The sequence below is a fragment of the Burkholderia sp. MSMB1498 genome (assembly GCF_001526245.1).
Taxonomy (GTDB): domain Bacteria; phylum Pseudomonadota; class Gammaproteobacteria; order Burkholderiales; family Burkholderiaceae; genus Burkholderia; species Burkholderia savannae.
In genome coordinates this window covers 102,879-124,078 of the sequence record NZ_LOYJ01000036.1, presented here as the reverse complement: position 1 = coordinate 124,078, position 21,200 = coordinate 102,879, and the positions used below count along the sequence as shown (strand labels likewise).

Genomic DNA, 21,200 nt, shown 5'->3' with positions numbered 1-21,200 from the left:
CGCTGTCGCGATACGCATGTTCGCGACGTGCGCGCCCAAGAGACACGCGTCTACGGCGCACGCACGGCGTCCGCTGCCCCGCGATGTCGCGGGCCGAACGCCGCTCGCTCCGCTCCGGCACCGAATCGAGCCGCCCCGCCGCCTTCGTCTGCGCATCGCCCCGACACCGCACGCGCACGCGCCGCCGCCCGGGCGGCGCGCGTCAACGCGCATCGAAGCCGCGGCGATACGCGGCTGGGCTCGTTGCCGCGATGCGCCTGAAGTGCCGGCGCAGCGACTCCTCCGAACCGAACCCCGCGAGCGCGGCGACGCGCGCGACCGACAGCGCGGGGTCTTGCTCGATCATCTCCTTCGCGAGCCCGACCCGCTCGCGGATCAGCCATTCGTACGGGCCGAGCCCCGTCGCGTCGCGAAACTGCCGCTGCAGCGTGCGCGGGCTCATCGCCGCGCGCGCGGCGAGCGTCGCGAGCGTGTGCGGCTGCGCGGCATGCGCGCGCATCCAGTCGATCAGCTTCGCGAGCCGATCGCCGCCGACGCCCGGCAGCGGCCGCGGCACGAACTGCGCCTGGCCGCCGTCGCGTTGCGGCGGCAGCACGAGCCGCTGCGCGACGCGATTGGCGATCGCGCTGCCGTGATCGCGGCGCACGATGTGCATCAACATGTCGAGGCCCGCCGCCGAGCCCGCCGACGTGACGATCCGCCCTTCGTCGACGTAGAGCGCGTCGGGATTCACGCGCAGCGACGGATAGCGCGCCTGCAGACGCTGCGCGTAACGCCAGTGCGTCGTGACGGTCGCGCCGTCGAGCACGCCCGCCGCGGCAAGCACGAACACGCCCGAGCAGATCGAGCAAAGCCGCGCGCCGCGCCGGTGGGCCGCGCGGATCTTCTTCAACAGCGGCTCGGGCGGCGTTTCGTCCGGATCGCGCCAGCCGGGAATCACGATCGTGTCCGCGCGATCCATCAGCGCGAGCCGATACGGTGCTTCGACCTTGATGCCGCCCGCCGCGCGCACGGGCCCCGGCTCGCTCGCGCAGACCGCGAAGCGATACCAGTCGACGCCGAGTTCCGGCCGCGGCAGCGCGAACAGCTCGACGACGCAGCCGAATTCGAAAGTGCAGAGCCGATCGTACGCGAGCGCGACGACGAGATGATTGTGCATGGCGCGATGTTACCGGAAGTTGTCGATCGCGCCACTGTCGCGCGACGCGCGCGATCCGGATACTGAGCGCTCGTTCGCCACTGCAACCATTCGACACGAGGAGAACCGGCCATGTCCCGCGTCACCGAAACGCCCGCCGCCGACAGCGCGGCCGCCGCCGCGCACTTCGCGGCATCGCTCGGCTTCGAGACCGATTGCTGGGACGTGCACGACGCGCTGGCGTCCGGCGCGCCCGATTTCGTGCTGCTCGACGTGCGCGGCCCCGGCCTCTACGCGGCCGGACACGTGCCCGGCGCGCTCAACCTGCCGCATCGAAAGATCGTTGAAAGCAAGCTCGCGGAATTTGCGCGCGGCACGTGCTTCGTCGTCTATTGCGCGGGGCCGCACTGCAACGGCGCGGCGCGCGCGGCGCTGCGGCTCGCTCGCCTCGGCCGGCCGGTGAAGCTGATGCTGGGCGGCGTGACGGGCTGGCTCGACGAAGGGTTCGCGCTCGCGCGCGCCGGCGGCGCGCAAGCGTAACGTTGCGTAAGGCGCCGTCAACCGGTGTAAGCCAGCATAAGGCAGCGATCGATCCGTTACGAATCCGCAACAATTAGTTGTCTGCACAACAACCGAAAAAGCGCGACAATCAACTCCATCGCAGGTGCGACGTCAAGTCGCACCGCAGCACGGATGGAGAAGCCTCATGCAGATGGGAATCCTGATCCAGATTGGCGGCTCGGTCGTCGCGATCGCGCTCTATTTTCTTCCGGCGATCGTCGCCGATCGCCGCAGCCGCGGCGACAAGCTCACGATCGCGCTGTTCAACGCGCTGCTCGGCTGGACGGGCATCGGCTGGCTGCTGACGCTCTACTGGGCGCTGCAGCCGAACGCGGCCAACAATTTCGCCGGCGAGGTGCTGCTCGAGCGCCGCGCGATCAGCATGAAGACGTTCTCGACGGGCCTCGTCGAACGCGTGCAGCGGCGGATCGCCGCGCAGGAGCGCTGGGCCGAAAAGCAAGGCACTCGCTGATTGCGCCCCGCCGCGTTTGTCGCGTCCTCGCGCGCGATAGCGGTCGGCCTGAGCGGCAACGCAGCGGCACCCACCCGCACATGCGACTACGCCGCGCGCCCGTTCGGGCCGCGGCGCAGCGTTCGGCGCTCACGCGTGCGCCGTTTTCCTGACGAATGCTTGACGCTCGGACGCGCGATCCCGCGTCACGCCTGCATGCCGCCGCGCACCGACTGCGAGCGCATCCGCGCGAGCCCCGCCGAAATCGTCCGCGGCTCGAGCACGACGGTCTCGTTCGGAAACATCTCCTGGCGGAATTCGCCGTGCTCGTCGAACCATTGGCAGATCACCCATTCGCCCGTGTCGAACACGACCGGGCCGGCGTACGTCACCGTCATGCGTGGACCGCCCGTCTTGAGCGTCACGACGTCGCCGACCCGAAAGGAAGTGGTATGCGTATCACGGTAAGTCATCATGGTGGCCCTTTTTCGGAAATAATTTATTTATTCATTTTTCCGGATCTTCGATCCAGCTATTCGTTCATCTCCCGCAGATTAGCAATCGACTGAATAGCCGGCAAGTCGCCATTAAAACTTTTTTTTCGAATCGGGTTAATAAGTGGCGGCATCGTTACGCGACCTTGGCCGCTCGACAGCGCGCCAGAGCGGCCTTGGCGGCGTGTTGCGCCGCAATTTCATTTGCAATGCAACAATCGCCGCCAATCTAATTCAGCGCATCGATACGTGGAAACGTTTCCAATTGCGGAGCAGATTTATCGTCGAATGCGCCGGGAGTAAACGGCACGCTCCGGATATGGCGGCTTGAAAGACTTTTGCAATCCGCGCGAATGCGGCGCCGCACTCAGACGACGTATGCGCCCTTTGCGTGCAGCTCCGCCTCGGCCTGCTCGAGCGCCGCGATCGCGTCGCCGCCTTCGAGCGCGAGCAATTGCGCGACGAGCGCTTCCACCAGCGCATGCGCGGCGACGAGCGACGGGAAGAACGACGGGCTGTCGTGCGTGAAGATCAGTTGCGCGTCGGCGTGCAGCGCGATCGGCGACACCGCGCTGTCGGTGATCGCGACGATCTTGCCGCCCTGCGCGCGCGCCGCCTGAGCGACGCGCGTCGCCTCGGCCGAATACGGCGCGAAGCTGACGACGACGGTCACGCTGTTCTTCGCGATCGTCCGCAGTTCCATGTCGAGCGAGCCCGCCACGCCTGTCAGCAGCGACACCGTCGGCCGGAACAGCCGATAGCCGTAGACAAGGCCGAACGCGACCGGATAGCACGACCGGAAGCCCGCGACATGCACGTGCGCGGCCTTGCGCATCAGCTTCGCCGCATCGGCGAGCGCCTGCGCGTTCTGCGCGGCGCTCGCCTCGAGGTTGTGCTGCTGCGCGGCGAGCAGATCGGCCGCGAGCGAGGCCTTCGCGTTCGGCTTCACGAGCGAACGCGCGCGCTGCGTGAGCGGCTGCGGCCGCGTGCGCACGCGCGCGACGAACAGATCGCGCAGCTCGTTCCAGCCCGGAAAGCCGAATTGCTGCGCGAGCCGCACGAGCGACGCCGGCTGCACGTTCGCGCGCTGCGCGACCTTGCGCATCGACGACACGGCCACCTCGTCGGGATGATCGAGCAGGAACGCCGCGCCCACCTGGAATTGCGGGCTCAGCTCGGAAAATTGCGCCCGGATCAGGGACGCGAGTTCATCGAAATCGGCGGGCATCGTGGTCGGGGGAAAAGTCGATCGGCCATGGTATCACCCGCATTGCGCGGTCGATGCCTGCGAATGCCGGGCGGCGCGAGATGGGGCCGGGGCCAAGTTCGCCGCGACCTGCCCGGCAGCGCGCCGTGATTCGGATTCGCGCGCGCATTGTCGGGCCGGCCCGCCATGCTTGCAGAAGATGCGATGGATGACGCGCTTTCCGATCTTTCCGATCTTTCCGATCTTTCCGATCCTTCCGATCCTTCCGATCCTTCCGATCCTTCCGATCCTTCCGATCCTTCCGATCCTTCCGATCCTTCCGATCGTCAGATTTTTCGATCTTCGATCTTCGATCTTCGGGCCTTTGGGCCTTTGGGCTTTTGGGCTTTTGGGCTTTTGGGCTTTTGGGCTTTTGGGCTTTTGGGCTTTTGGGCTTTTGGGCTTTGGGGCTTTGGGGCTTTGGGGCTTTGGGGCTTTTGGGCTTTTGGGCTTTGAGGCTTTGGGGCCTTCGGACCTTCGGGCCTTCGAGTCATCCGATCTTCTGATCTCCTTCAATAATTCCAATCTCAACGATCCTCGCCGCCCGCTTCGATCCGGCGAAGTTTCACCCGTCGATTCATTCGGTCCCGCGATCGTTGCCCCACCTCGATTCACCGCTTCTTCGCCGTTTCGATGTCTCGCCGATCGTCCCATTCGAGGACTTCATTCGGGGACTTCATCAACGTCGTCATCACATTCCCTTGCGACTCCCTCGTTTCAGCGCGCCTTCAAGCCCCGATCCCCAAATCTTCGATCGACGCGCGCCGATCCATCGCTGCGCCGGCGATTCGCGCCGTCGCGCGCCAAATCGCCCATCTACGACCATCTAGGCTCACCCGCGCCCGCCGTCGCCCGCCCCATCGCGTCGCGCTCCGCATTTCCCGACGCTTTAAGCCGCCGCTAAGCATCGAGCGCTTATCATTCCCGCAAGCGGCATGCACGCGCACGCGCGCGCCGCGCTCTGACGGAATCTCGAAACATGCGCGTATTGCTCGTCGAAGACGATCCGCTCATCGGCAGCGGGCTCGAACAAGGACTGAAACAGGAAGGCTTCGCGGTCGACTGGGTGCAGAACGGCGACGCGGCGTCGCTCGCGCTGCGCACGACGCCGTACGGGCTGCTGCTGCTCGACCTCGGCCTGCCGGACAAGGACGGCCTCGCGGTGCTCGCCGCGCTGCGGCGCCGCGACGACGCGCTGCCCGTGATCGTGATCACCGCGCGCGACGCGCTGCCCGACCGGATCGCCGGGCTCGACTGCGGCGCCGACGACTATCTCGTCAAGCCGTTCGCGCTCGAAGAGTTGCTCGCGCGCATCCGCGCGGTGAACCGCCGCCAGACGGGGCGCGCGCAGACGGTGCTCGCGGCGGGCGCGCTGCGGCTCGATCCGGCGCGCCATCAGGTGTGGCGCGGCGACGAGGAAGTCGCGCTGTCGCCGAAGGAATTCGTGCTGCTGCACGAGCTGATGCGCGAGCCGGGCGCGGTGATCTCGCGCGAGCAGTTCGAGGAGCGGCTGTACAGCTGGGGCGAGGAAATCGAGAGCAACGCGGTGCAGGTCCACATCCACAACCTGCGCAAGAAGCTCGGCCACGACACGATCCTCACGGTGCGCGGCGTCGGCTACCGGATCGGAGACGGCGCATGACGGGCGCGCCGCGCGGCTTCGCGCGCCGGCTCACCGCATCGCTGCGCGGCCGGCTGCTGATGTGGCTGCTGCCCGCCGCGTGCGTCGTCGGCGTGCTCGCGAGCACGGGCACCTACTGGGGCGCGCTGCGCGAGCTCGACGATCTGCTCGACGATCAGATGCGCAGCATGTCGAAGCAGATTCAGGTCGACGACAGCGGCAAGCTGTCGATCGAGGGGCGCGACAAGCTCGGCAAGCGCCACCCGGCCGATTACGATTCCGACGACGTGCTGCTGCAAGTATGGCGCGGCGGCCAGCTCCAATTCACGACCGATCCGGCAACGCAGCTGCCGCCGCCCGCTGCGGCCGGCTTCGTGGCGCTCGACGCGGGCGGCCAGCGCTGGCACACGTACGTGCGCGAGAGCGCGGGCACCACGATCCGCGTCGCGCAGCCGCGCCAGGCGCGCTGGGAGGCGATCGCGGGCATCGCCGTGCATCTGCTCTGGCCGGTGCTGTCGCTGCTGCCGCTGCTCGCGGTCGGGCTGTGGCTCGGCATCGGTTACGGGCTGCGGCCGCTCGGCGCGATTGCCGCGGGCCTGAAGCGCCGTCATGCGAATCACCTCGACCAGCTCGACATCACGACCGTGCCGACCGAGGCGCAGCCGCTCGCGTCCGAGATCAACGATCTGCTCGCCCGGCTCGACCGCTCGTTCACGCTGCAGCGGAACTTCATCGCGGACGCCGCGCATGAATTGCGCACGCCGATCATGGGCCTGTCGATCCAGACGCAGCTGCTGCAACGCACGGCGAGCGCCGACGAGCGCGCGCGCATCCTCGCGCAGATCCAAGCCGCCACGACGCGCCTGTCGCATCTCGCCGAGCAGTTGCTCACGCTCGCGCGCCTCGAGCCCGAGGCGCAATCGGCGACGTTCGCCGACGTCGATCTCGCCGCGCTGTGCCGCTCGGTCGTCGCCGAGCGCTCGCGCGTCGCGAGCGCGCAGCATGTCGATCTCGGCGCGGTCGGCACGGCGCCCGTGCGCGTGCAAGGCAACGCCGACACGCTGCGCGTGCTGCTCAACAATCTCGTCGACAACGCGATCCGCTATGCGGGCGCGGGCGCGCGCGTCGACGTCGAAGCGCGCGCCGACGCCGGCGGCGCGCCCGCGCTCGAAGTGCGCGACAACGGCCCCGGCATTCCGGTGGCCGATCGTCCGCGCGTGTGGGAGCGCTTCTATCGCGGCGGCGGCGCGCAGCTCGTGTCGGCGTCGGGCAGCGGGCTCGGGCTGTCGATCGTCAAGCGCATCGCCGAGCAGCATCGCGCGGAGGTGTCGCTCGCGAGCGGCGCCGACGGGCGCGGGTTGACGGTGACGGTACGCTTCGGCGCGAAGCCGCGGGCGTGAGCGGCGCGGCACGCGGGCGCGGCGGCCGGCTCGGTTGCGCGTCGACGCCCGGCGGAGGTGGCGTGTTCTTTGCGGTCGGCACGTGCGCTGCTTGGTGGGGCGGCGGATCGGTTTGTCGGTTTGTCGGCAGATCGGCAAACCAGTGAGTGGGTAAACCACTGAATCGGCGAATCGGCGAATCGCCCAATTCATCACGCGAACCGCACGATCATCGCGCGCCGAACGCCACGTCCTTGTCCACATTTTTTGTTGGCAAGCTTGTGGACATCCTGAGCATCCGGCAATCAAGTCATTGATGCGGCAGCCTTTTCCCAAAGGTGTCACGAATGCGGCACGCTGCGCCTACGCGCGCACGTACGCGGCATGCGGCGTTGCCTGTGCGCGGAGCTGCTCACGTCGGCTTCGCGACATATGAACATCCGTTCACCGAAATCGCCCATAAGAAATGCGCCGTCGTTTTCCACAATTTTTGTTGGCAAGCTTGTGGAGATCCTGGGTGCGCCGCGATCAACTCGTTGATCCATTGGACTTTTGTCGAGCAGCTCAGGCAAGCGGCGGCACGTACGGAATCGCGCTGTCGCCAACGGCCTTTGACGTCTTCGCGCGTGCAACTCGCGCACTGCCTCGCGCCGTCCGGCCATTCGACATGCTCGATGGCCGAGCCGCTTTTCCACAATTTTTGTGGTCAAGCGTGTGGATATCCTGAGCATCCGCCGCCCAAGCAATTGATCCTGCGACATTTTCACGAACAGGGCGACAAAGAAGCAGCGCACGCAAGTTCATCGCATGCGAGCCGCCGGTCGAACCCCCGTTCGCCCATGCCGGCTTGAGCAGCCGGGCCGCCGCATCTCCGGCAGCGCTTCCGCGCGCCTTTTCCACAATTTTTGTGGTCAAGCTTGTGGACATCCTGAGCATCCGATTCTCAAGCCATTGATCCAGCGACACTTTTCTCCGCATGTCAATGAAGCGGCACATGGCGTCGGCATACCCCTTTTCGCGCAGATCGGCGCGGCGTCGCGGCCGGGGTTCGACAATCGCGCCATCGCGTCGGCGAACGCGATCGCATCGCGGCCTTTTCCACATTTTTTGTTGGCAAGCTTGTGGATAGGCTGGGCATCCGACAGTCAACTCATTGATCCGCCGACGTTTTCTCGTACGCACCAAACAAGCGACACGAGCGCGCCATGTTCGCGCCCGTGCGGACCATCAACATCCGGCCATTTCAACGCGCGATATCGAGCGATGCGCTCAGCATTCGGCGAATCTTCGATGCGCGATCTGAAGTCGAGCCTTGTCCACAATTTTTGTTGGCAAGCTTGGGGACATCCTGAGCATCGGGCGCACAACACATTGATCCGACGACACTTTCGCCGAGCAGTCAGAACTGCGGCACGGCGACGGAAATCGGTTCGCCGCATGCGCATGCATGCGCGTCGCGCCGCGCCGACTCGTCACGGCGCAAGCGCCCGCGCGACAAAACAACCCACAATGCATTTTCGACATTAGGGTTTTCCACAGATTTTGTGCGCAAGCTTGTGGATATCTCGGCGAACTCAGCGCCAAACAATTGATATATCGACATTTTTCCGGAATCGTCGTACCGTCGGCACAAACCGTTGCGAAGCGTCGGCGACGCAGCCCGGGAAATGGCAACGAAAGCGCTCACGCGCGCCGGCTCGCGCGAACTTGCGAGCGACCGCTCGCGCACGCGGCGGCCGTCGCGCGCCTTCGCGTCGGCCGCCGCCCTGACCTCGCGCCCGCGATGACGCGCGCGTCGCTCACACCGGATAATCGAGCTTCGGATACCAGTCGACGCCGCGCCCTTCCGGCGTCATGTCAAGGATCGTCCATAGCGGCATCGGATCGGGCGCGCCGCGCGGGTCCTGCCCCGGGTCCACGCTCCAGCCGCCCAGCTCGCCGCTCCAGAAATGGCGGATCGCGCCGTCGCGGCGCGTGAACACGTTGATCGCCGGATCTTCGCCGCCGTCTGCGCCGATCGCGTGATAGTCCTGGCTGTACCGGCCGTCGAGATCGCAATACAGCTTGAGATCGCGCCAGCCGCGCTCGCGCTTGAACGCGACGAGCCGCTCGATCGGCGAGCGCGCGACGACCGCGAGCGCGACGCGCTGCTCGACATCGCGCGCCTCGCCGTTCCATGCGCCGAGGAGCGACGTGCACATCGGGCACGGCCGCTGTCGCTGCGGCCCGAACATGTAGCTGTAGACGACGAGCGTCGCCTTGTCGCCGAACAGGCCGGCGAAGCCGCACGGCCCGCGTTCGCCTTCGAAGCGATAATCGCCCGTCACCTCGCCGCCCGGCGGCAGCGTGCGCCGCAGCGCGGCGACGCGCTCGACGTGCCGGCGCAACTCGATCTCCTCGACGAGCAGCGCGTCGCGCGCGCGACGGTATGCGTCGCTCTCGTTCGGCCAGTGCGTCGTGTTGCGCTTCACGAGCTCGGCGGCGGGGGTCAGCGTGGAACTCACTGTCATGTCAGTCTCCTGTCGATCGAACGATTCAATCCCGGTCGGGCGCGCCGAGCGGGAACAGGTGCCGATACGGACGCGCCTCGTCGAGCGCGCGCGCGAACGACGGCCGCGCGAGCAGCCGCTTGCGATACGCGATCACGCGCTGCAGCGACGCATCGATCGGATGCGTCCAGTCCGCGTAGAACAGCGACGGCGCGGCCGAACAGTCGGCAAGACTGAACGCGCCGCCCGCCGCCCAGTCGCGGCCCTCGAGCGCGCGTTCGAGCCACGCATACGACGTGCCGAGCATCCGGCGCGCATCGGCGACGCCGCGCGGATCGCGCTCGGCCTGCGGCCGCAGCGCGTCGAACACGATCTTCTGCAGCGGCGTCGACACGTAGCAGTCGAAGAAGCGGTCCATCATGCGCACGTCGAGCGCCGCGCCGGCGTCGGCGGGCAGCAGCCGCGCGTTCGCCGGGCGCCGCAGGCCCAGGTACTCGACGATGATCGTCGACTCGACGACCGTGCGCTCGCCGTCGACGATCATCGGCATGTGCTTGAGCGGCCACCGCGCGGCAAATTCGGCGTTCGCGTCCGGCGTGTCGCCCGCGAGCAGCCGCCACTCGAACGGCAAGTCGTACTCGTACAGCGCGACCAGCACCTTCTGGCAATACAACGAGAACGGATGCCCATAGAACTTCAAGCTCATTGCGTTCCTCCTCGGTCGAGTGGGCGCGCGACGCGCGCCTCACGTGCCTCACGTGCTTCACGCGCCTCACGCGCCTCACGCGCCTCACGAACCTCACGAACCTCACGCGCCGGCCACCGCGCTCACCGCGCGGGCGGCACGCATTGCTCCATCCCCTCGCGGATCTGCTCGGGAGTCAAGTCGCGCTTGTGCGTCGCGACCGACCAGCGATGGCCGAACGGGTCCTCGATCTGGCCGTAGCGGTCGCCCCAGAACATGTCGGCCGCGGGCATCGTCAGCTTCGCGCCCGCCTCCACCGCGCGCGCGATCACCGCGTCGACGTCCGGCACGTACAGATGAATGAACACGGGCGAGCCTTTCAGCGCTTTCGGCCCGAGCGCGCCGCAGCTCCCCATCTCGTCGACGAGCATCAGCGTCGAATCGCCGATCCTGACGGCTGCATGCATCAGCCGGCCGGCCTCGCGCGACGGCAGCCGCGTGATTTCGACGGCGTCGAACGCCTTCTTGTAGAACTCGATCGCGGCGGCGGCACCGTCGCAGATCAGATGAGGGGTGAGCGAATGCATCCCCTCGGGGATCGGTTTGACTGCATCAGGCATGATCGCGGCTCCTTGGCTTCGAATGGTTTCATCGATCGAGCGCGCCGCTTGCGCGGAGGCGCTCTATCGCCACGACGAACGAAGCGGGCGGAATTCGACATGCGCCGCAAAAATTTTTCCCATAAGGTGAACGGCCGGCCGCAGCCGGCGCGCGCCGGCGTCGACGCGGCATCGCACACGATGCCGGAAAGCACGTCGATCAATCGCATCCGGCCGGTCGGCCGGGCCGCGCATGCTGCGCACGCAGCGGATAACGCGGAAGAAACGGGCAGCCGCTTCGCGCGGCCCGCCGCCGCGGGTTATCAACAATTTCTGTCGACAAATATGTGGATATCCTGCGCACGCGCGCGCCAAGCCCTTGAAAGCACGGCGCTTTCCGCGCCGCGGCAATAAGCGGGCACCGGCCGCGCGCGTCGCGTCAGCGCTTCTCGAGGTTCGCCTTCAGCTCGCTCGCCTTGTCGCGCAGCGCCTCGTAGCCGGAGCGCGCATGCTCCGGCAGGTCGGGATCGCCGACGAGCGCGCCGAGCGTCTCGATCAGGCTGAACAGGATGCCTTTCGCCGCGCCGGCCGCGATGCTCTGCGACTGGATCGACTCGTGCAGGTGATCGACGGCCGCCTCGAACTGCTCGAGCTTCGGCTGATCGTCTTGCCGGCGCGCTTCGTCCGGCTTCTCGTTCGTCATGATGATGCCTCCCGTCTATCGGCTCGTTGCGAATCGTGGATCGATGCCGTCATTGTATGGCGAGCGCCGCGCGCCCGACGCGAGCGAGCGCAATCTTCACAGCACCGTGACGACGCGCACGCCGCTCGGCTCCGCCGCCGCGACCACCTGCCCTTCGACGCGCCGGAACGTGAGCGACACGCCGTCGTCGCCGACGCGCAAATCGTCGACGCGCAACCAGTCGACGCCTTCCGGCAGATCCGGCCGCTCGATGCGCACTTCGCGCCGCGCCGCGTCGACCGAGATGCCGAGGCACGCCTGCAGCATCATGAACGGCGCGCCCGCCGCCCACGCCTGCGGCAGGCACGCGACCGGATACGCGGTCGGCGGCTCGCCGGGCCGGCGCGGAAAACCGCAGAAAAGCTCGGGCAGCCGCATGTCGAAGCTCACTGCGGCCTCGAACAGCGCGCGCAGCAGATCGAGCACCGAGCGCTTGTCGCCGTAGCGCGCGAGGCCGCGCGCGACGAACGCGTTGTCGTGCGGCCAGATCGAGCCGTTGTGGTACGCCATCGGGTTGAAGCGCGGCTGCCCCGCCGCGAGCGTGCGCACGCCCCAGCCGGTTCTGAAGAGCGTCGAGCCGAGCACGCGCGCGACCGATTCGCCGCGGCTCTGCTCGGGCAGGCCGAACGCGAGCAGATGCGCGGCGTTCGACGCGAGCACGCGGCACAGCTCGCCGTGGCCGTCGACCGCGATCCCGTAGAAGCCCGCCTCCGGCATCCAGAACAGCGTCTCGACCTGCTCGCGCAGCGCCTTCGCGCGTTGCGCGTAGCACACGGTGTCGGCCGCATGGCCGCGCCGGCGCGAGAACGCCGACATCGCGTCGAACGCCGCGCACGCGTACGCCTGCACTTCGACGAGCGCGATCGGCCCGGCCGGAAAACGGCCGTCCGCATGGAACACCGAATCCTGGCTGTCCTTCCAGCCCTGGTTCGCGAGGCCGCGCGCGGACGTGCGCTGATAGTCGAGCAAGCCGCGCGGGTTGCGGTCGCAGACGCTCATCACCCATTGCGCGGCGCGCTCGAGCGCCGGCCACAGCTCGTCGATCAGCGATTCGTCGTCGGTGTGCTCGAGATACGCGCCCGCGAGCACGACGAACAGCGGCGTGGTGTCGACGCCGCCGTAGTAGAGCGCGAACGGCACTTCGCCCGTGGCCGCCATCTCGCTCTTGCGGAACTCGTGCATGATCTTGCCCGGCTCCGCGTCGCGGAACGCCGCCGTCTCGCGCGCCTGATGCTCGGCGAGAAACCGCAGCACGCCGCGCGCGAGCGACGGCTGCAGCCACAGCATCTGCAGCGACGTGATCACCGCGTCGCGGCCGAACGGCGTCGAGAACCACGGGATGCCCGCATACGGATACGGGCCGGATTCGAGCGATGTCGTCAGCAAGCCGAGGTCAGCGAGCGAGCGGTCGAGCCACGCGTTGAAGAGCGGATTGCTCGTGTGCACGCGCGCCATCGTGCGGCGCCGCTCGCGCATCGCGCGGTGCACGGCGGCAAGCGCCTTGCGCAGCGCGCCGCGCCCCGCCGCGATGCACGGCTGCTGCGCGAACGCGTCGCCGCTCGCGTGCGCGGCGCCGACGCGCGCCTCGACCGTCAGATACAGCGACACGCACGCCTGCGCGGCGATCGTCAGCGTGTAGTCGGCGCGATCGACCGAGAGCGTGTCGGGCGTCGGATCGAAGCCGATCCGCACGCTGCGCTCGACCGCGTCGAGCCCGTCGTAGCGCAGCCTGACCGCGCCCGCCTCGACGCACGGCGGCGCGATCGCGCCGCGCCGATCGCGCCGCGTTCCGCGCACTTCGAACATGTCCTTGAAGTCCGCGCCGAACGACACCGACAGCGGCACCTCGGCGTCGCTCGTGCCGTAGTTCGTCAGCGTGAGCGCCTCGTACAGCACGTTGTCGGCGAGCACGCGCATCCGCTCGATGTGGATCACGCCCTCGGGCGTCTCGCGGCCGCCGAGCGGCGGCAGCGGACGGTTCGTCAGGTGCGCGGTGAACGACGCGTTGTCCGCGCTCGTCGCGCCCGACAGCAGCGACGGCGCGCGGCCGCCGAACGTGAGCCGCCATTGCGACAGCATGCGCATGTCGTCGACGAACAGGCCGTCGTCGCTGCCGCCGATGTCGCCGAGCGCGTCGCTCACGACGAACGCGTCGCCCGCCTTCAGCACGAACTGGCTGCCGCGCACGGCCTTCTGCGTGTCCGGCTCGGGCGCGATGAACGCGGGGGCGGACGGCGCCGGCCGCGCCGGTGCCGGTGCGGCCGGCGCGGACGAGGATGAAGACGCGGCCTGCGGCGCGCGCGGGGAAGAGGAATCGGCTTGCCTCGGCATCGGAACTCCTGGGGGGACGCGGCACGCCGGGTGCGCCGCGTTTTCCGCACAGGATAGGACAGAACGCGCCGGACGCGCAGCGTTGTCAGGGTCGGTTCACCCGCATGACGACTCACATGCGCCATAGAAGGGCCAGGCTCGAGGTTCGCGACGAAGCGGCGGCTCGACGCATTCGCGGCGCGCGCGCCCCGGCGACCGGGGCTTGCGTCGGCCGATCCCGCGAAAATTCGATTCACACGGCATGACAAGCGCGAGCAGCCCGAGCGAATGCTGCGCAATCAGACTGTCGAAAAGCGCCTCGTTTTGACGACCGGAGCGCTGCCGAAAAGAGCCTCGCATGCAACTGGCTGCCGGGTTGCGGTTGAATTGCCCCAGTCGCCCCTCAGGCGAGCGGGGCAGCCGGCGTGTTGCCGCGCACGGTCGCGCCTGAGCGACTCATTGCCGCGCTCCCGGCAAAGCACGTTCCCTGATTTTGAAATTCATCCGCGGTGCTGGCCGCCGGATTTCGCACGAATCGGACGACTACCCGACTTGTCGGCCCACGAATGATCCGTGTGCCAGCAACTTGACGGCGCCCTGACGAGCGCTGCCGTCAGCGTCAAAGCGCGGGGATCGGTTTCGTGGCGACTGGCGCGCTCTCGTTCCAGACACGGTCCAGCGCCGTGACCGAGTACATGTATTCGTGATCGACGCTTGCCTTCGCGTCGAGATAATCGGTTCCTCTGACGGTTGCGACCAGATGCCGTGCGTCGATGTCCCGACACGCATCGCACAGCGGCCGTTCGTGGCGATAGATCGCATACGACACCGTGTCGGCCGAGCCGGCTTGCCATCTCAACCGCACGCCGTCCGGAGTCCGCTCAACGCGCAGGCCATTCACCGCGAGCGGCGGCGTCGCTTTGAGCCATGGCATGGTCGGCACGAGCGCGGGACGCGAATACCACTTGCGAACGAGTTGCGACATCGAGCCGAGGCGATCCGCGCGGACGTCTTTCGCGGAGAAATAGATATCGCCTTTCACTTCGGGAAGCTTGCAATTGAACGCAAGATGATTGTCGAGCTCGCCGGGATCGGACCATCCGGGAGATTGCTCCGATATGCCGACCTTGTAAGCCGCCTGGCCGATATAGAGATGCGCGCGGGACATCCGGGCCTGCTCCACCCACCACGGCACGACCTTGTCGTAGTCCGCGACCGGAAAGCCTTGCGCCCAATAGACTTGCGGCGCGATGTAATCGACCCAGTTCTCGCGGAGCCAGCGGCGCGTATCGGCGTATAGATCGTCGTACGTTTGCGCGCCGGCCGATGTTTGCGAGCCCTGCGGATCGGTGAGCGCGTTGCGCCACACCGCGAACGGCGAGATGCCGAACTTGACCCACGGTTTCGCCGCCTTGATGCGTTGCGCGAGCGTTTCGACGAACACGTCCACATTATGACGGCGCCAGTCGGCAAGCGTCGCGAACCCTCCGCCGTATTGTCCGTATGTCGCGGCATCGTCAAACGTCTGACCCGCGATCGGATACGGATAAAAGAAGTCGTCGAGATGGACACCGTCAACGTCGTAGCGGTCGACCGCGTCCATGATGGCGCTGACGATGTGCTCGCGGGCGGCGGGCATACCGGGATCGAAATAGAATTGCCCACCGTAACGCACGAGCCAGTCAGGATGCAGACGCGCCGGATGCATCGGCGCAAGCGCGTCGAGACGGGTGTTTCTCGTCGCCCGATAAGGATTGAACCATGCGTGCAGTTCGAGATTGCGCCGATGCGCCTCGGCGACCGCGAACGCGAGCGGGTCGTAGCCGGGATCTACGCCCTGCGTGCCGGTGAGGAATTCAGACCACGGCGCGAAAGGTGACGGCCAGAACGCGTCCGATACCGGCCGCACCTGCAGGATCACCGCGTTGAAATTCAGCCGGACAGCGTCGTCGAGCCACTTTCGCAGTTCGTCTTGCTGTTCGACGAGCGTGAGCCCCTCCCGGGAAGGCCAGTCAATGTTCGCCACCGACGCGATCCAGAGCGCGCGAAATTGCCGCTTCGGCGTCACGTCGTCCGATGCACACGCGACGTTCGGTGCCGCCTCGGAGGTCATGTCCGCCCTCCCCCCTGTGCATGCGCCCGCGAGAAACGTCAGTGCGGCGGCAAGGACGACGCGCCACACGTGCGTCGGCGTCATTTCGTTGTTCATCAGACGGCTCCTTCGATTCGTTCGTGAAGACTCCCACGCCCGTGCGCGGCGGAAGAGATTCAGGGGGCACAAGTCGTGACTGGTCAGTGACCCGATTGCCCGCACGATAGTGCACAACCCCAGTGATCGTCGGCCGCGAGATCAGTGATCGATACTTCTCACCAAGATCCGGTTCCTCCGACATTTTCAAGCCGGAATCCGCAGGCGCGCCCCCGGCCGCCAGTCAGAAAAGGGCGATCACATGCTGTCCGGCTCGCTCGACACCGCATGCCTCGCGACAAATCCTTGCATCAACGCAACGGATATGGTCGCGCCCCGGATGAAAAAGATAATCTTTCGCGCTCCTGCTACTCGTTGCAAACCAAGATACCCCTCGGGTTCCGTTTCAAACCCAAATTGCCGAGCCGGGAAGACATGGCTCTTGTCTCCCGGATCGCTTTGCACATTGAAGGAGAAATCAATGCGTGGTTGTTACCCTTGCTGAGCGCAAAGCTTCCGGAGGGGGAAGTGATGGCCCACGGCGAGAATAATGAAAATACAGCATCGAAAACAAACACATGAAGCATAATAGCGGAAACGGTTTTCAAATCCAGTTAAATCATCACAGCCTATAAAAATCAAATTACCCGCCAATTGCAAAACTCGGATTCGCAATCTGAAAATCGAATCCATGCAGCCTTATTCGCTTGCTCGCCCCATGAAACTTCTAGGCTGAATCGACATTCACTGCAGCCATGGCATGACGGAAGCCAACTGAATGGTTGCCAGGGAGTCGACCGGCTTGCGGACGTAGCGTGCCGCAACGCGCCTCCATTGCCTGACGCGCGCAAATCAGCGGGCAAAGCCGCGCTCGATGCGATTGCGTAGCCGGTAGCGGGCTTTGTCGTATGCCCGCGGTCGCCGGCAACTTCGCGGCGGATTCACCGCTTTACTGCACCGCTTTACTGCCCCGGCGTTCGATCAGTTCGGCCCGCTCGCGGCTGTCGTATCCGTTGTCGGCCGATATGCGCCGAGGCTTGAATGTGGAGCGGCGTGGGTCTAACCGTCCCGTTCGCCTGTCTGGACTGGGCAAAAACGAAAGCGGCGCATCGGCACCTGTCCAATGAGCGTGAGAGCGGGCGGGATATTCCCGGTGGACGTTTTCCGGCAAGCGCCGCCCGCGCATTTCGTCGAACGCCCCATCGCCGGGATATCGTCGAAACGCGAACGGCCGGGCAGCGCGGCGCGCTGCCGTTCGCCCTTCCCGCGCGGCGCGCGTCACGCGCGCATCAGAACCGCCACAGCGCGTTGCCGAGCACCGCGTTGTCGCGCACGCCGCTGCCGTACTGCCCGCTGTACGACACGCCGAGCGTCAGGTTCTTCGTGACGCTCGCGTCGATGCCGAGCTCGAGCACCGCGCTGTCGCGCGCGATCGGCACGCCCGCGACCTGGAACGACGAGCCGCCGGCCGCGAACGCGAGCGTCGACGTCGGCCGCGCGCTGCCGAACGCGTGCCGCCAGCCGGCCATCGCGCGCGCGCTCAGCGTGCCCTTCGCGAGCACGCCGAGCTCCGTCGCCGCGCGCACGCCGAGCGTCGAGAACGCGACGTTGCTCGTGTCCGCGTCGCCCCTCAGCGCGGCCGCGCCGCCGCTCTCCTGATAGCCGTCGGTATGCAGGCTCACGTACGCGAGCCCCGCGAACGGCTCGAGCGCGAAGCGTCCCACCGGAATCGCATAGCCCACCTCGCCGAACACTTGGCCCGAATTCGCGTCGTAGCCGGCCGAATCGTGATCGCGGAAGGCGGCGAACGCGGGCGAGCGGTCCGTGTCGATCCGGTACCACGTGTACACCGCGCCCCCGCGCACGCCCCACGCGCCGTACTGTGCGCCGCCGTAGAGCGCGACGTAGTAGCTGTTCAGCGAGGCCGACGAATTCAGGCCGTTGTCGAGCGAGCTGTGCGTGAGGCCCGCCGCGGCGCCCGCGCGCCAGCGGTCGTTCAGCGCGACGTCCGCGCCGGCAATGAAGCCCGTCATGCTGCGGTTGAGCGTCGACGCATTGCCGTCGCTCGCGAGCCGGCTGCGGCCGCCGAACGCCTGCCCCCAGACCACCGGCCGATACGGCGTGCCGCCGACGCAGCTTTCGCGCGAGCCGAGCCGCCGCTCGGGCGGCGTCGCGTCCTGGCGCGGCGCGCCGCCGCCCGCGTCGTCGCACAGCGCGGCCCCGCCCGACGACAGCGCCGCGAGCGGCCCCGAGCCCGGCGCGAGCCCCTGGCGCACACGGTCCGTCACCGCGTCGCGCACGTAGCGGCTGTCGGTCAACAACATGCTCTTCATGCTCGCCTGCAGTTCGCCGTCGAGCTGCGAAAACGCGCTGCGCGCGGTCGGCGCATCGGTGACGAGCACGGTGTCGAACAGCGGATTGCCCGCGCCGAGCGTGCCGAGCGCGCCCGCGGCGGCCGTCTGGTTCTGCGTCGTCGCAACAGACGTGAACGGCGTCGCGTTCGGCGCGAGCCGCAGGAACACGTGGTTCGCGTCGTAGCCGAGCGTCGGCGTGACGAACGCGTACGTCGCGTTCACGCCGGCGAACTGGCCTTGCACGCCCGCGCCAGCGCTCAGGATCGTGTAGGTCGTGTTCGCCTGATAGTTCGCCTGGCTCGCGAGCACCTGCACGGTGCCGCCGTTCAGCGTCGCCGAGCCCGTCGCCGCGAGGCTGCCGCTTTGCTGCGGATTCGCGGCGACCTGCAGCGTCGAGCCCGCCTGGAACGTCACGTTGCCCGCCACGTTGAGCACCTGCCCCGGCTGCGGCAGCGACGCGGTGCCGCCGCTCGCGACGACGAGCCCGCCGAGCGTGCCCGTGCCCGTCACCGTCGCGCCGTTGCGCACGCTCACCGTCGAATTCGCGAGCGAGCCGTCGACGGCGAGCGTGCCCGCCGCGACCGTCGTCGGCCCGGCGAGCGTGCTCGCGCCCGTCAGCGTCAGCACGCCGCTGCCCGCCTGCGTGAGCGAGCCCGATCCGGAAATCGCGCCGCCGTACGTGACGTTGGCCGCTTCGTCGAAGACGAGCGCGCCGTTGTCGGCGACGTTGCCCGCGAGGCTGCCCGTCGTTCCGCCGTTGCCGATCTGCAGCGTGCCGCCGCTCGCGATCGTCGTGCCGCCCGTGAACGTGTTCGCGCCCGTCAGCGTGAGCGGCGCGCCGCCCGACACCGCGAGCGAACCGCCGCCCGTCAGCGCGCCGCCGAAGCTGCCGCCGCCCGTCACGGCGAGGCTGCCGGCGCCGGTGTCGATCGTGCCGCCCGCCGCGCCGTTCAGCGTCGGCAGCGTCACGTTCGAGCCGCCGAGCGACACGCTGCCGCCGTTCACCGTGAGGCCGCCCGTGCCGAGCGCGCCGCCGTTGCCGACGACGACCGTGCCCGCGTCGACCGTCGTGCCGCCCGCGTACGTGTTCGCACCGACGAGCGTGAGCGTCGACGAGCCGTTCATCACGAGGCCGCCCGCCCCCGACACGGGGCCCGACAGCATCAGGCTCCGCGTGCCGCCGATCGTCGCGGTCGAGTTGAGCGCGACCGCGTTCGACAGGTTCACGGCGGCCGTCGCGGCGATCGTCGTCGGCGCGGCGACCGTCACCGCCCCCGTGCCGAGCGCGCCGCTGCCGCCAAGCGCGACCGTGCCGCCCGCGAGCGTCGTGCCGCCCGAATACGTGTTGCTGCCGGTCAGCGCCTGCGTGCCGGTGCCGGCGAGCGTCAGGCCGCCGGTGCCGCCGATCGTCCCGCCGAACGTCGTGCCGCCGCTGCCCGCGAGCGTCAGCCCGTTGCCGCCGAGCGCGACCGTCGTTCCGGCGACACCGGACAGGCCGCCGATCGTCTGGCTGCCCGTCGCGCCGCTAATGTCGAAGCCCACGCCCGCGCCGGCAAGATTCACCGAGCCCGCCGCCGCGAGGCTGCCGCCCGCGCCCAAGGCAAGCGTGCCCGCATTGATCGTCGTGCCGCCCGTGTACGTGTCCGCGCCCGTGAGCGTCAGCGTGCCGCCGCCGTTCTTCGTCAACGCGCCGCCGCCCGAGATCGCGCCCGACAGCGTGAGCCCCGTCGCGCCCTGCACCGTCAGGCCGCCCGCGCCGAGCGTCACGTTGTTGCTCACGTCGAGCCCCGCGGCGCCCGCCTGCAGCGCGCCGCCGTTGCCGGCGATCGTGCCCGTGCCGAGCGACGCGTTGTTGCCGATGATCGCGACGCCGCCCGACAGCGTCGCGTCCTGCGCGCTCGACGCGCCGTTGATCGTCCACGCGCCGCTCGTCACGTCGAGATGATTGAAGTTGATGTAGTTGTTGACGGCGATCGTGCCGCTCGCGGGGCCGCCCGCGGCCTGCTGCAACAAGAGCGTGTTGTTGCCGCCCGCGCCGCCGTCGACGATGCCCGTCGCCGCGAAGCCGAGCGTGAGCGAGCCGACGCCGATGTTCAGCGCCACCCCGGTGCCGCCCGCCGCGCTGACCGTCGAGCCCGTCATCGCGGTGAACGTGTTCGTGCTGTTCGCGCCCATCGACACGCTGCCGTCGATCGTCCCCGAGTTGACGAACGTGTTGCCCTGCCCGGCGGCGCCGTTCGGCTGGAACGCGACGCGGCCGGTGATCGTGCCGCTGTTGTTGAAATTGACCTGGCCGCCGCCGTACGCGGCGACCACGGGCGAATCCGGGCCGAGCAGCGTCGCGCCGACGAGCGGCGTCGAGCCGATCGTCCCGGTGTTCGTGATGTTCGACACGCCGCCCGTGCCGTTCTGGACCGCGAGCGCCATGCCGGTCAGCCCGCTGATCGACACGCCTGTCGTGCCGTTCATCGTGCCGTTGTTCGTGACGTTGGTCGTGCTCGGCGACGCGTTGCCGACGACGGTGCCGCTCGACAGGATGCCGAGCCCCGAGCCGAGCACGGTCGGATCGATCGTGCCGTTGTTGGTCAGCGAAACGCCGCTGCCCGTGAGCGACAGCGCGGTGCCGCCGATGCCGAGCAGCACGCCCAGGCTCGCGCCGCTGTCGACCGTCACGTTGAGATTGTTGCCGCTGTTCGAATAGCTCGGCGCGAGCGGATTGGCCGCCCCCGAGCAGGTGACGGTGGTGCCCGCCGGGGTGCAGGCCGCATGCGCCTGAACGATGCCGGCGCCGACGAGCGCGACGAACACGCCCATCGACGGCACGAGCTTGGCAAGCTCGTTGTTTTTTCTTGAACGCGTGCAGTTCATGTTGCCCCCTTCCTTGCCATCGAAAATAGACGTCGAAGGAAACTGCCTGGCGCGGCGGGAATTGCGTCGACGATT

The 21,200-nt window shown here is 67.9% G+C and carries 19 protein-coding genes; 7 read left to right on the top strand and 12 right to left on the bottom strand.

Going from position 1 to position 21,200, the window contains the following annotated elements; all coding sequences use genetic code 11:
• Positions 1 to 202: 202 nt before the first annotated feature.
• Positions 203 to 1,159 carry a transcriptional regulator FtrA gene (gene ftrA, locus WS91_RS07670; RefSeq protein ID WP_059670037.1) on the bottom strand — a complete coding sequence of 319 codons (957 nt, stop codon included), beginning with the start codon at positions 1,157 to 1,159 and terminating at the stop codon, positions 203 to 205.
• A 111-nt stretch (positions 1,160 to 1,270) separates the two neighbouring features.
• Here ftrA and WS91_RS07665 point away from each other — a divergent pair, with 111 nt between their 5' ends.
• Positions 1,271 to 1,678, top strand: coding sequence for a rhodanese-like domain-containing protein (locus tag WS91_RS07665; protein ID WP_038752464.1), 408 nt, complete (start codon positions 1,271 to 1,273; stop codon positions 1,676 to 1,678).
• 166 nt (positions 1,679 to 1,844) lie between these two features.
• Positions 1,845 to 2,171 carry a superinfection immunity protein gene (locus tag WS91_RS07660; protein ID WP_038752467.1) on the top strand — a complete coding sequence of 109 codons (327 nt, stop codon included), beginning with the start codon at positions 1,845 to 1,847 and terminating at the stop codon, positions 2,169 to 2,171.
• A 185-nt stretch (positions 2,172 to 2,356) separates the two neighbouring features.
• Here WS91_RS07660 and WS91_RS07655 read toward each other — a convergent pair whose 3' ends face one another.
• Positions 2,357 to 2,626 carry a YodC family protein gene (locus WS91_RS07655; RefSeq protein ID WP_081989964.1) on the bottom strand — a complete coding sequence of 90 codons (270 nt, stop codon included), beginning with the start codon at positions 2,624 to 2,626 and terminating at the stop codon, positions 2,357 to 2,359.
• Positions 2,627 to 3,011: 385 nt separating this feature from the next.
• On the bottom strand, positions 3,012 to 3,872 hold the full coding sequence (locus tag WS91_RS07650; RefSeq protein ID WP_059670036.1) for a MurR/RpiR family transcriptional regulator: 861 nt from the start codon (positions 3,870 to 3,872) through the stop codon (positions 3,012 to 3,014).
• A 183-nt stretch (positions 3,873 to 4,055) separates the two neighbouring features.
• Here WS91_RS07650 and WS91_RS32495 point away from each other — a divergent pair, with 183 nt between their 5' ends.
• The 3 genes from WS91_RS32495 to WS91_RS07640 all read left to right on the top strand — a co-directional run bounded on the left by WS91_RS32495 (position 4,056) and on the right by WS91_RS07640 (position 6,911).
• Positions 4,056 to 4,346 (top strand): hypothetical protein, encoded by a 291-nt coding sequence (locus WS91_RS32495; RefSeq protein ID WP_156432321.1) that lies wholly within the window; start codon positions 4,056 to 4,058, stop codon positions 4,344 to 4,346.
• A gap of 523 nt (positions 4,347 to 4,869) precedes the next feature.
• On the top strand, positions 4,870 to 5,532 hold the full coding sequence (locus WS91_RS07645) for a response regulator (protein ID WP_038752473.1): 663 nt from the start codon (positions 4,870 to 4,872) through the stop codon (positions 5,530 to 5,532).
• The gene (locus WS91_RS07640) at positions 5,529 to 6,911 is read left to right on the top strand and encodes an ATP-binding protein (RefSeq protein ID WP_059648206.1); all 1,383 of its coding nucleotides are present in this window, start codon (positions 5,529 to 5,531) and stop codon (positions 6,909 to 6,911) included. The genes WS91_RS07645 and WS91_RS07640 overlap by 4 nt, the downstream gene beginning before the upstream one ends.
• A 543-nt stretch (positions 6,912 to 7,454) precedes the next feature.
• On the opposite strand, the gene WS91_RS35630 is transcribed toward WS91_RS07640, so the two are convergent.
• The 5 genes from WS91_RS35630 to WS91_RS07625 all read right to left on the bottom strand — a co-directional run bounded on the left by WS91_RS35630 (position 7,455) and on the right by WS91_RS07625 (position 10,684).
• Positions 7,455 to 7,817 carry a hypothetical protein gene (locus WS91_RS35630; protein WP_156432320.1) on the bottom strand — a complete coding sequence of 121 codons (363 nt, stop codon included), beginning with the start codon at positions 7,815 to 7,817 and terminating at the stop codon, positions 7,455 to 7,457.
• A gap of 472 nt (positions 7,818 to 8,289) precedes the next feature.
• Entirely contained in the window at positions 8,290 to 8,577 is a 288-nt protein-coding gene (locus WS91_RS35625) for a hypothetical protein (RefSeq protein WP_231751996.1), read from the bottom strand.
• A gap of 112 nt (positions 8,578 to 8,689) precedes the next feature.
• Positions 8,690 to 9,400 (bottom strand): DUF899 family protein, encoded by a 711-nt coding sequence (locus WS91_RS07635; RefSeq protein ID WP_059670035.1) that lies wholly within the window; start codon positions 9,398 to 9,400, stop codon positions 8,690 to 8,692.
• A gap of 25 nt (positions 9,401 to 9,425) precedes the next feature.
• Positions 9,426 to 10,085: a glutathione S-transferase family protein gene (locus WS91_RS07630; protein WP_038752481.1), complete on the bottom strand. Its 660-nt coding sequence runs from the start codon at positions 10,083 to 10,085 to the stop codon at positions 9,426 to 9,428.
• Between the two features lie 122 nt (positions 10,086 to 10,207).
• Positions 10,208 to 10,684 carry a VOC family protein gene (locus tag WS91_RS07625; protein ID WP_038752483.1) on the bottom strand — a complete coding sequence of 159 codons (477 nt, stop codon included), beginning with the start codon at positions 10,682 to 10,684 and terminating at the stop codon, positions 10,208 to 10,210.
• A gap of 12 nt (positions 10,685 to 10,696) precedes the next feature.
• On the opposite strand from WS91_RS07625, the gene WS91_RS07620 reads away from it, so the two are divergent.
• Positions 10,697 to 11,077, top strand: coding sequence for a hypothetical protein (locus tag WS91_RS07620; RefSeq protein ID WP_156432317.1), 381 nt, complete (start codon positions 10,697 to 10,699; stop codon positions 11,075 to 11,077).
• A 25-nt stretch (positions 11,078 to 11,102) separates the two neighbouring features.
• Here the strand turns inward: WS91_RS07620 and WS91_RS07615 are convergent, their stop codons facing one another.
• From WS91_RS07615 to WS91_RS07605, 3 genes are all read right to left on the bottom strand, one after another.
• The gene (locus WS91_RS07615; protein ID WP_038752486.1) at positions 11,103 to 11,366 is read right to left on the bottom strand and encodes a hypothetical protein; all 264 of its coding nucleotides are present in this window, start codon (positions 11,364 to 11,366) and stop codon (positions 11,103 to 11,105) included.
• A 96-nt stretch (positions 11,367 to 11,462) separates the two neighbouring features.
• On the bottom strand, positions 11,463 to 13,736 hold the full coding sequence (locus WS91_RS07610) for an amylo-alpha-1,6-glucosidase (protein ID WP_059670033.1): 2,274 nt from the start codon (positions 13,734 to 13,736) through the stop codon (positions 11,463 to 11,465).
• 598 nt (positions 13,737 to 14,334) lie between these two features.
• Entirely contained in the window at positions 14,335 to 15,924 is a 1,590-nt protein-coding gene (locus WS91_RS07605; protein ID WP_442854969.1) for a family 10 glycosylhydrolase, read from the bottom strand.
• 267 nt (positions 15,925 to 16,191) lie between these two features.
• Between WS91_RS07605 and WS91_RS35615 the strand changes: the two genes are divergently transcribed.
• On the top strand, positions 16,192 to 16,485 hold the full coding sequence (locus tag WS91_RS35615; protein WP_145986914.1) for a hypothetical protein: 294 nt from the start codon (positions 16,192 to 16,194) through the stop codon (positions 16,483 to 16,485).
• A 707-nt stretch (positions 16,486 to 17,192) separates the two neighbouring features.
• Here the strand turns inward: WS91_RS35615 and WS91_RS07600 are convergent.
• Positions 17,193 to 21,125 carry an autotransporter outer membrane beta-barrel domain-containing protein gene (locus WS91_RS07600; protein WP_059670032.1) on the bottom strand — a complete coding sequence of 1,311 codons (3,933 nt, stop codon included), beginning with the start codon at positions 21,123 to 21,125 and terminating at the stop codon, positions 17,193 to 17,195.
• Positions 21,126 to 21,200 lie beyond the last annotated feature (75 nt).

Coding starts and splice junctions, on each gene's coding strand:
- ftrA (WP_059670037.1), bottom strand. CDS start 1,159: ATGCACAATCATCTCGTCGTCGCGCTCGCGTACGATCGGCTCTGCACT.
- WS91_RS07665 (WP_038752464.1), top strand. CDS start 1,271: ATGTCCCGCGTCACCGAAACGCCCGCCGCCGACAGCGCGGCCGCCGCC.
- WS91_RS07660 (WP_038752467.1), top strand. CDS start 1,845: ATGCAGATGGGAATCCTGATCCAGATTGGCGGCTCGGTCGTCGCGATC.
- WS91_RS07655 (WP_081989964.1), bottom strand. CDS start 2,626: ATGATGACTTACCGTGATACGCATACCACTTCCTTTCGGGTCGGCGAC.
- WS91_RS07650 (WP_059670036.1), bottom strand. CDS start 3,872: ATGCCCGCCGATTTCGATGAACTCGCGTCCCTGATCCGGGCGCAATTT.
- WS91_RS32495 (WP_156432321.1), top strand. CDS start 4,056: ATGGATGACGCGCTTTCCGATCTTTCCGATCTTTCCGATCTTTCCGAT.
- WS91_RS07645 (WP_038752473.1), top strand. CDS start 4,870: ATGCGCGTATTGCTCGTCGAAGACGATCCGCTCATCGGCAGCGGGCTC.
- WS91_RS07640 (WP_059648206.1), top strand. CDS start 5,529: ATGACGGGCGCGCCGCGCGGCTTCGCGCGCCGGCTCACCGCATCGCTG.
- WS91_RS35630 (WP_156432320.1), bottom strand. CDS start 7,817: ATGTCCACAAGCTTGACCACAAAAATTGTGGAAAAGGCGCGCGGAAGC.
- WS91_RS07635 (WP_059670035.1), bottom strand. CDS start 9,400: ATGACAGTGAGTTCCACGCTGACCCCCGCCGCCGAGCTCGTGAAGCGC.
- WS91_RS07630 (WP_038752481.1), bottom strand. CDS start 10,085: ATGAGCTTGAAGTTCTATGGGCATCCGTTCTCGTTGTATTGCCAGAAG.
- WS91_RS07625 (WP_038752483.1), bottom strand. CDS start 10,684: ATGCCTGATGCAGTCAAACCGATCCCCGAGGGGATGCATTCGCTCACC.
- WS91_RS07615 (WP_038752486.1), bottom strand. CDS start 11,366: ATGACGAACGAGAAGCCGGACGAAGCGCGCCGGCAAGACGATCAGCCG.
- WS91_RS07610 (WP_059670033.1), bottom strand. CDS start 13,736: ATGCCGAGGCAAGCCGATTCCTCTTCCCCGCGCGCGCCGCAGGCCGCG.
- WS91_RS07605 (WP_442854969.1), bottom strand. CDS start 15,924: ATGAACAACGAAATGACGCCGACGCACGTGTGGCGCGTCGTCCTTGCC.
- WS91_RS35615 (WP_145986914.1), top strand. CDS start 16,192: ATGCCTCGCGACAAATCCTTGCATCAACGCAACGGATATGGTCGCGCC.
- WS91_RS07600 (WP_059670032.1), bottom strand. CDS start 21,125: ATGAACTGCACGCGTTCAAGAAAAAACAACGAGCTTGCCAAGCTCGTG.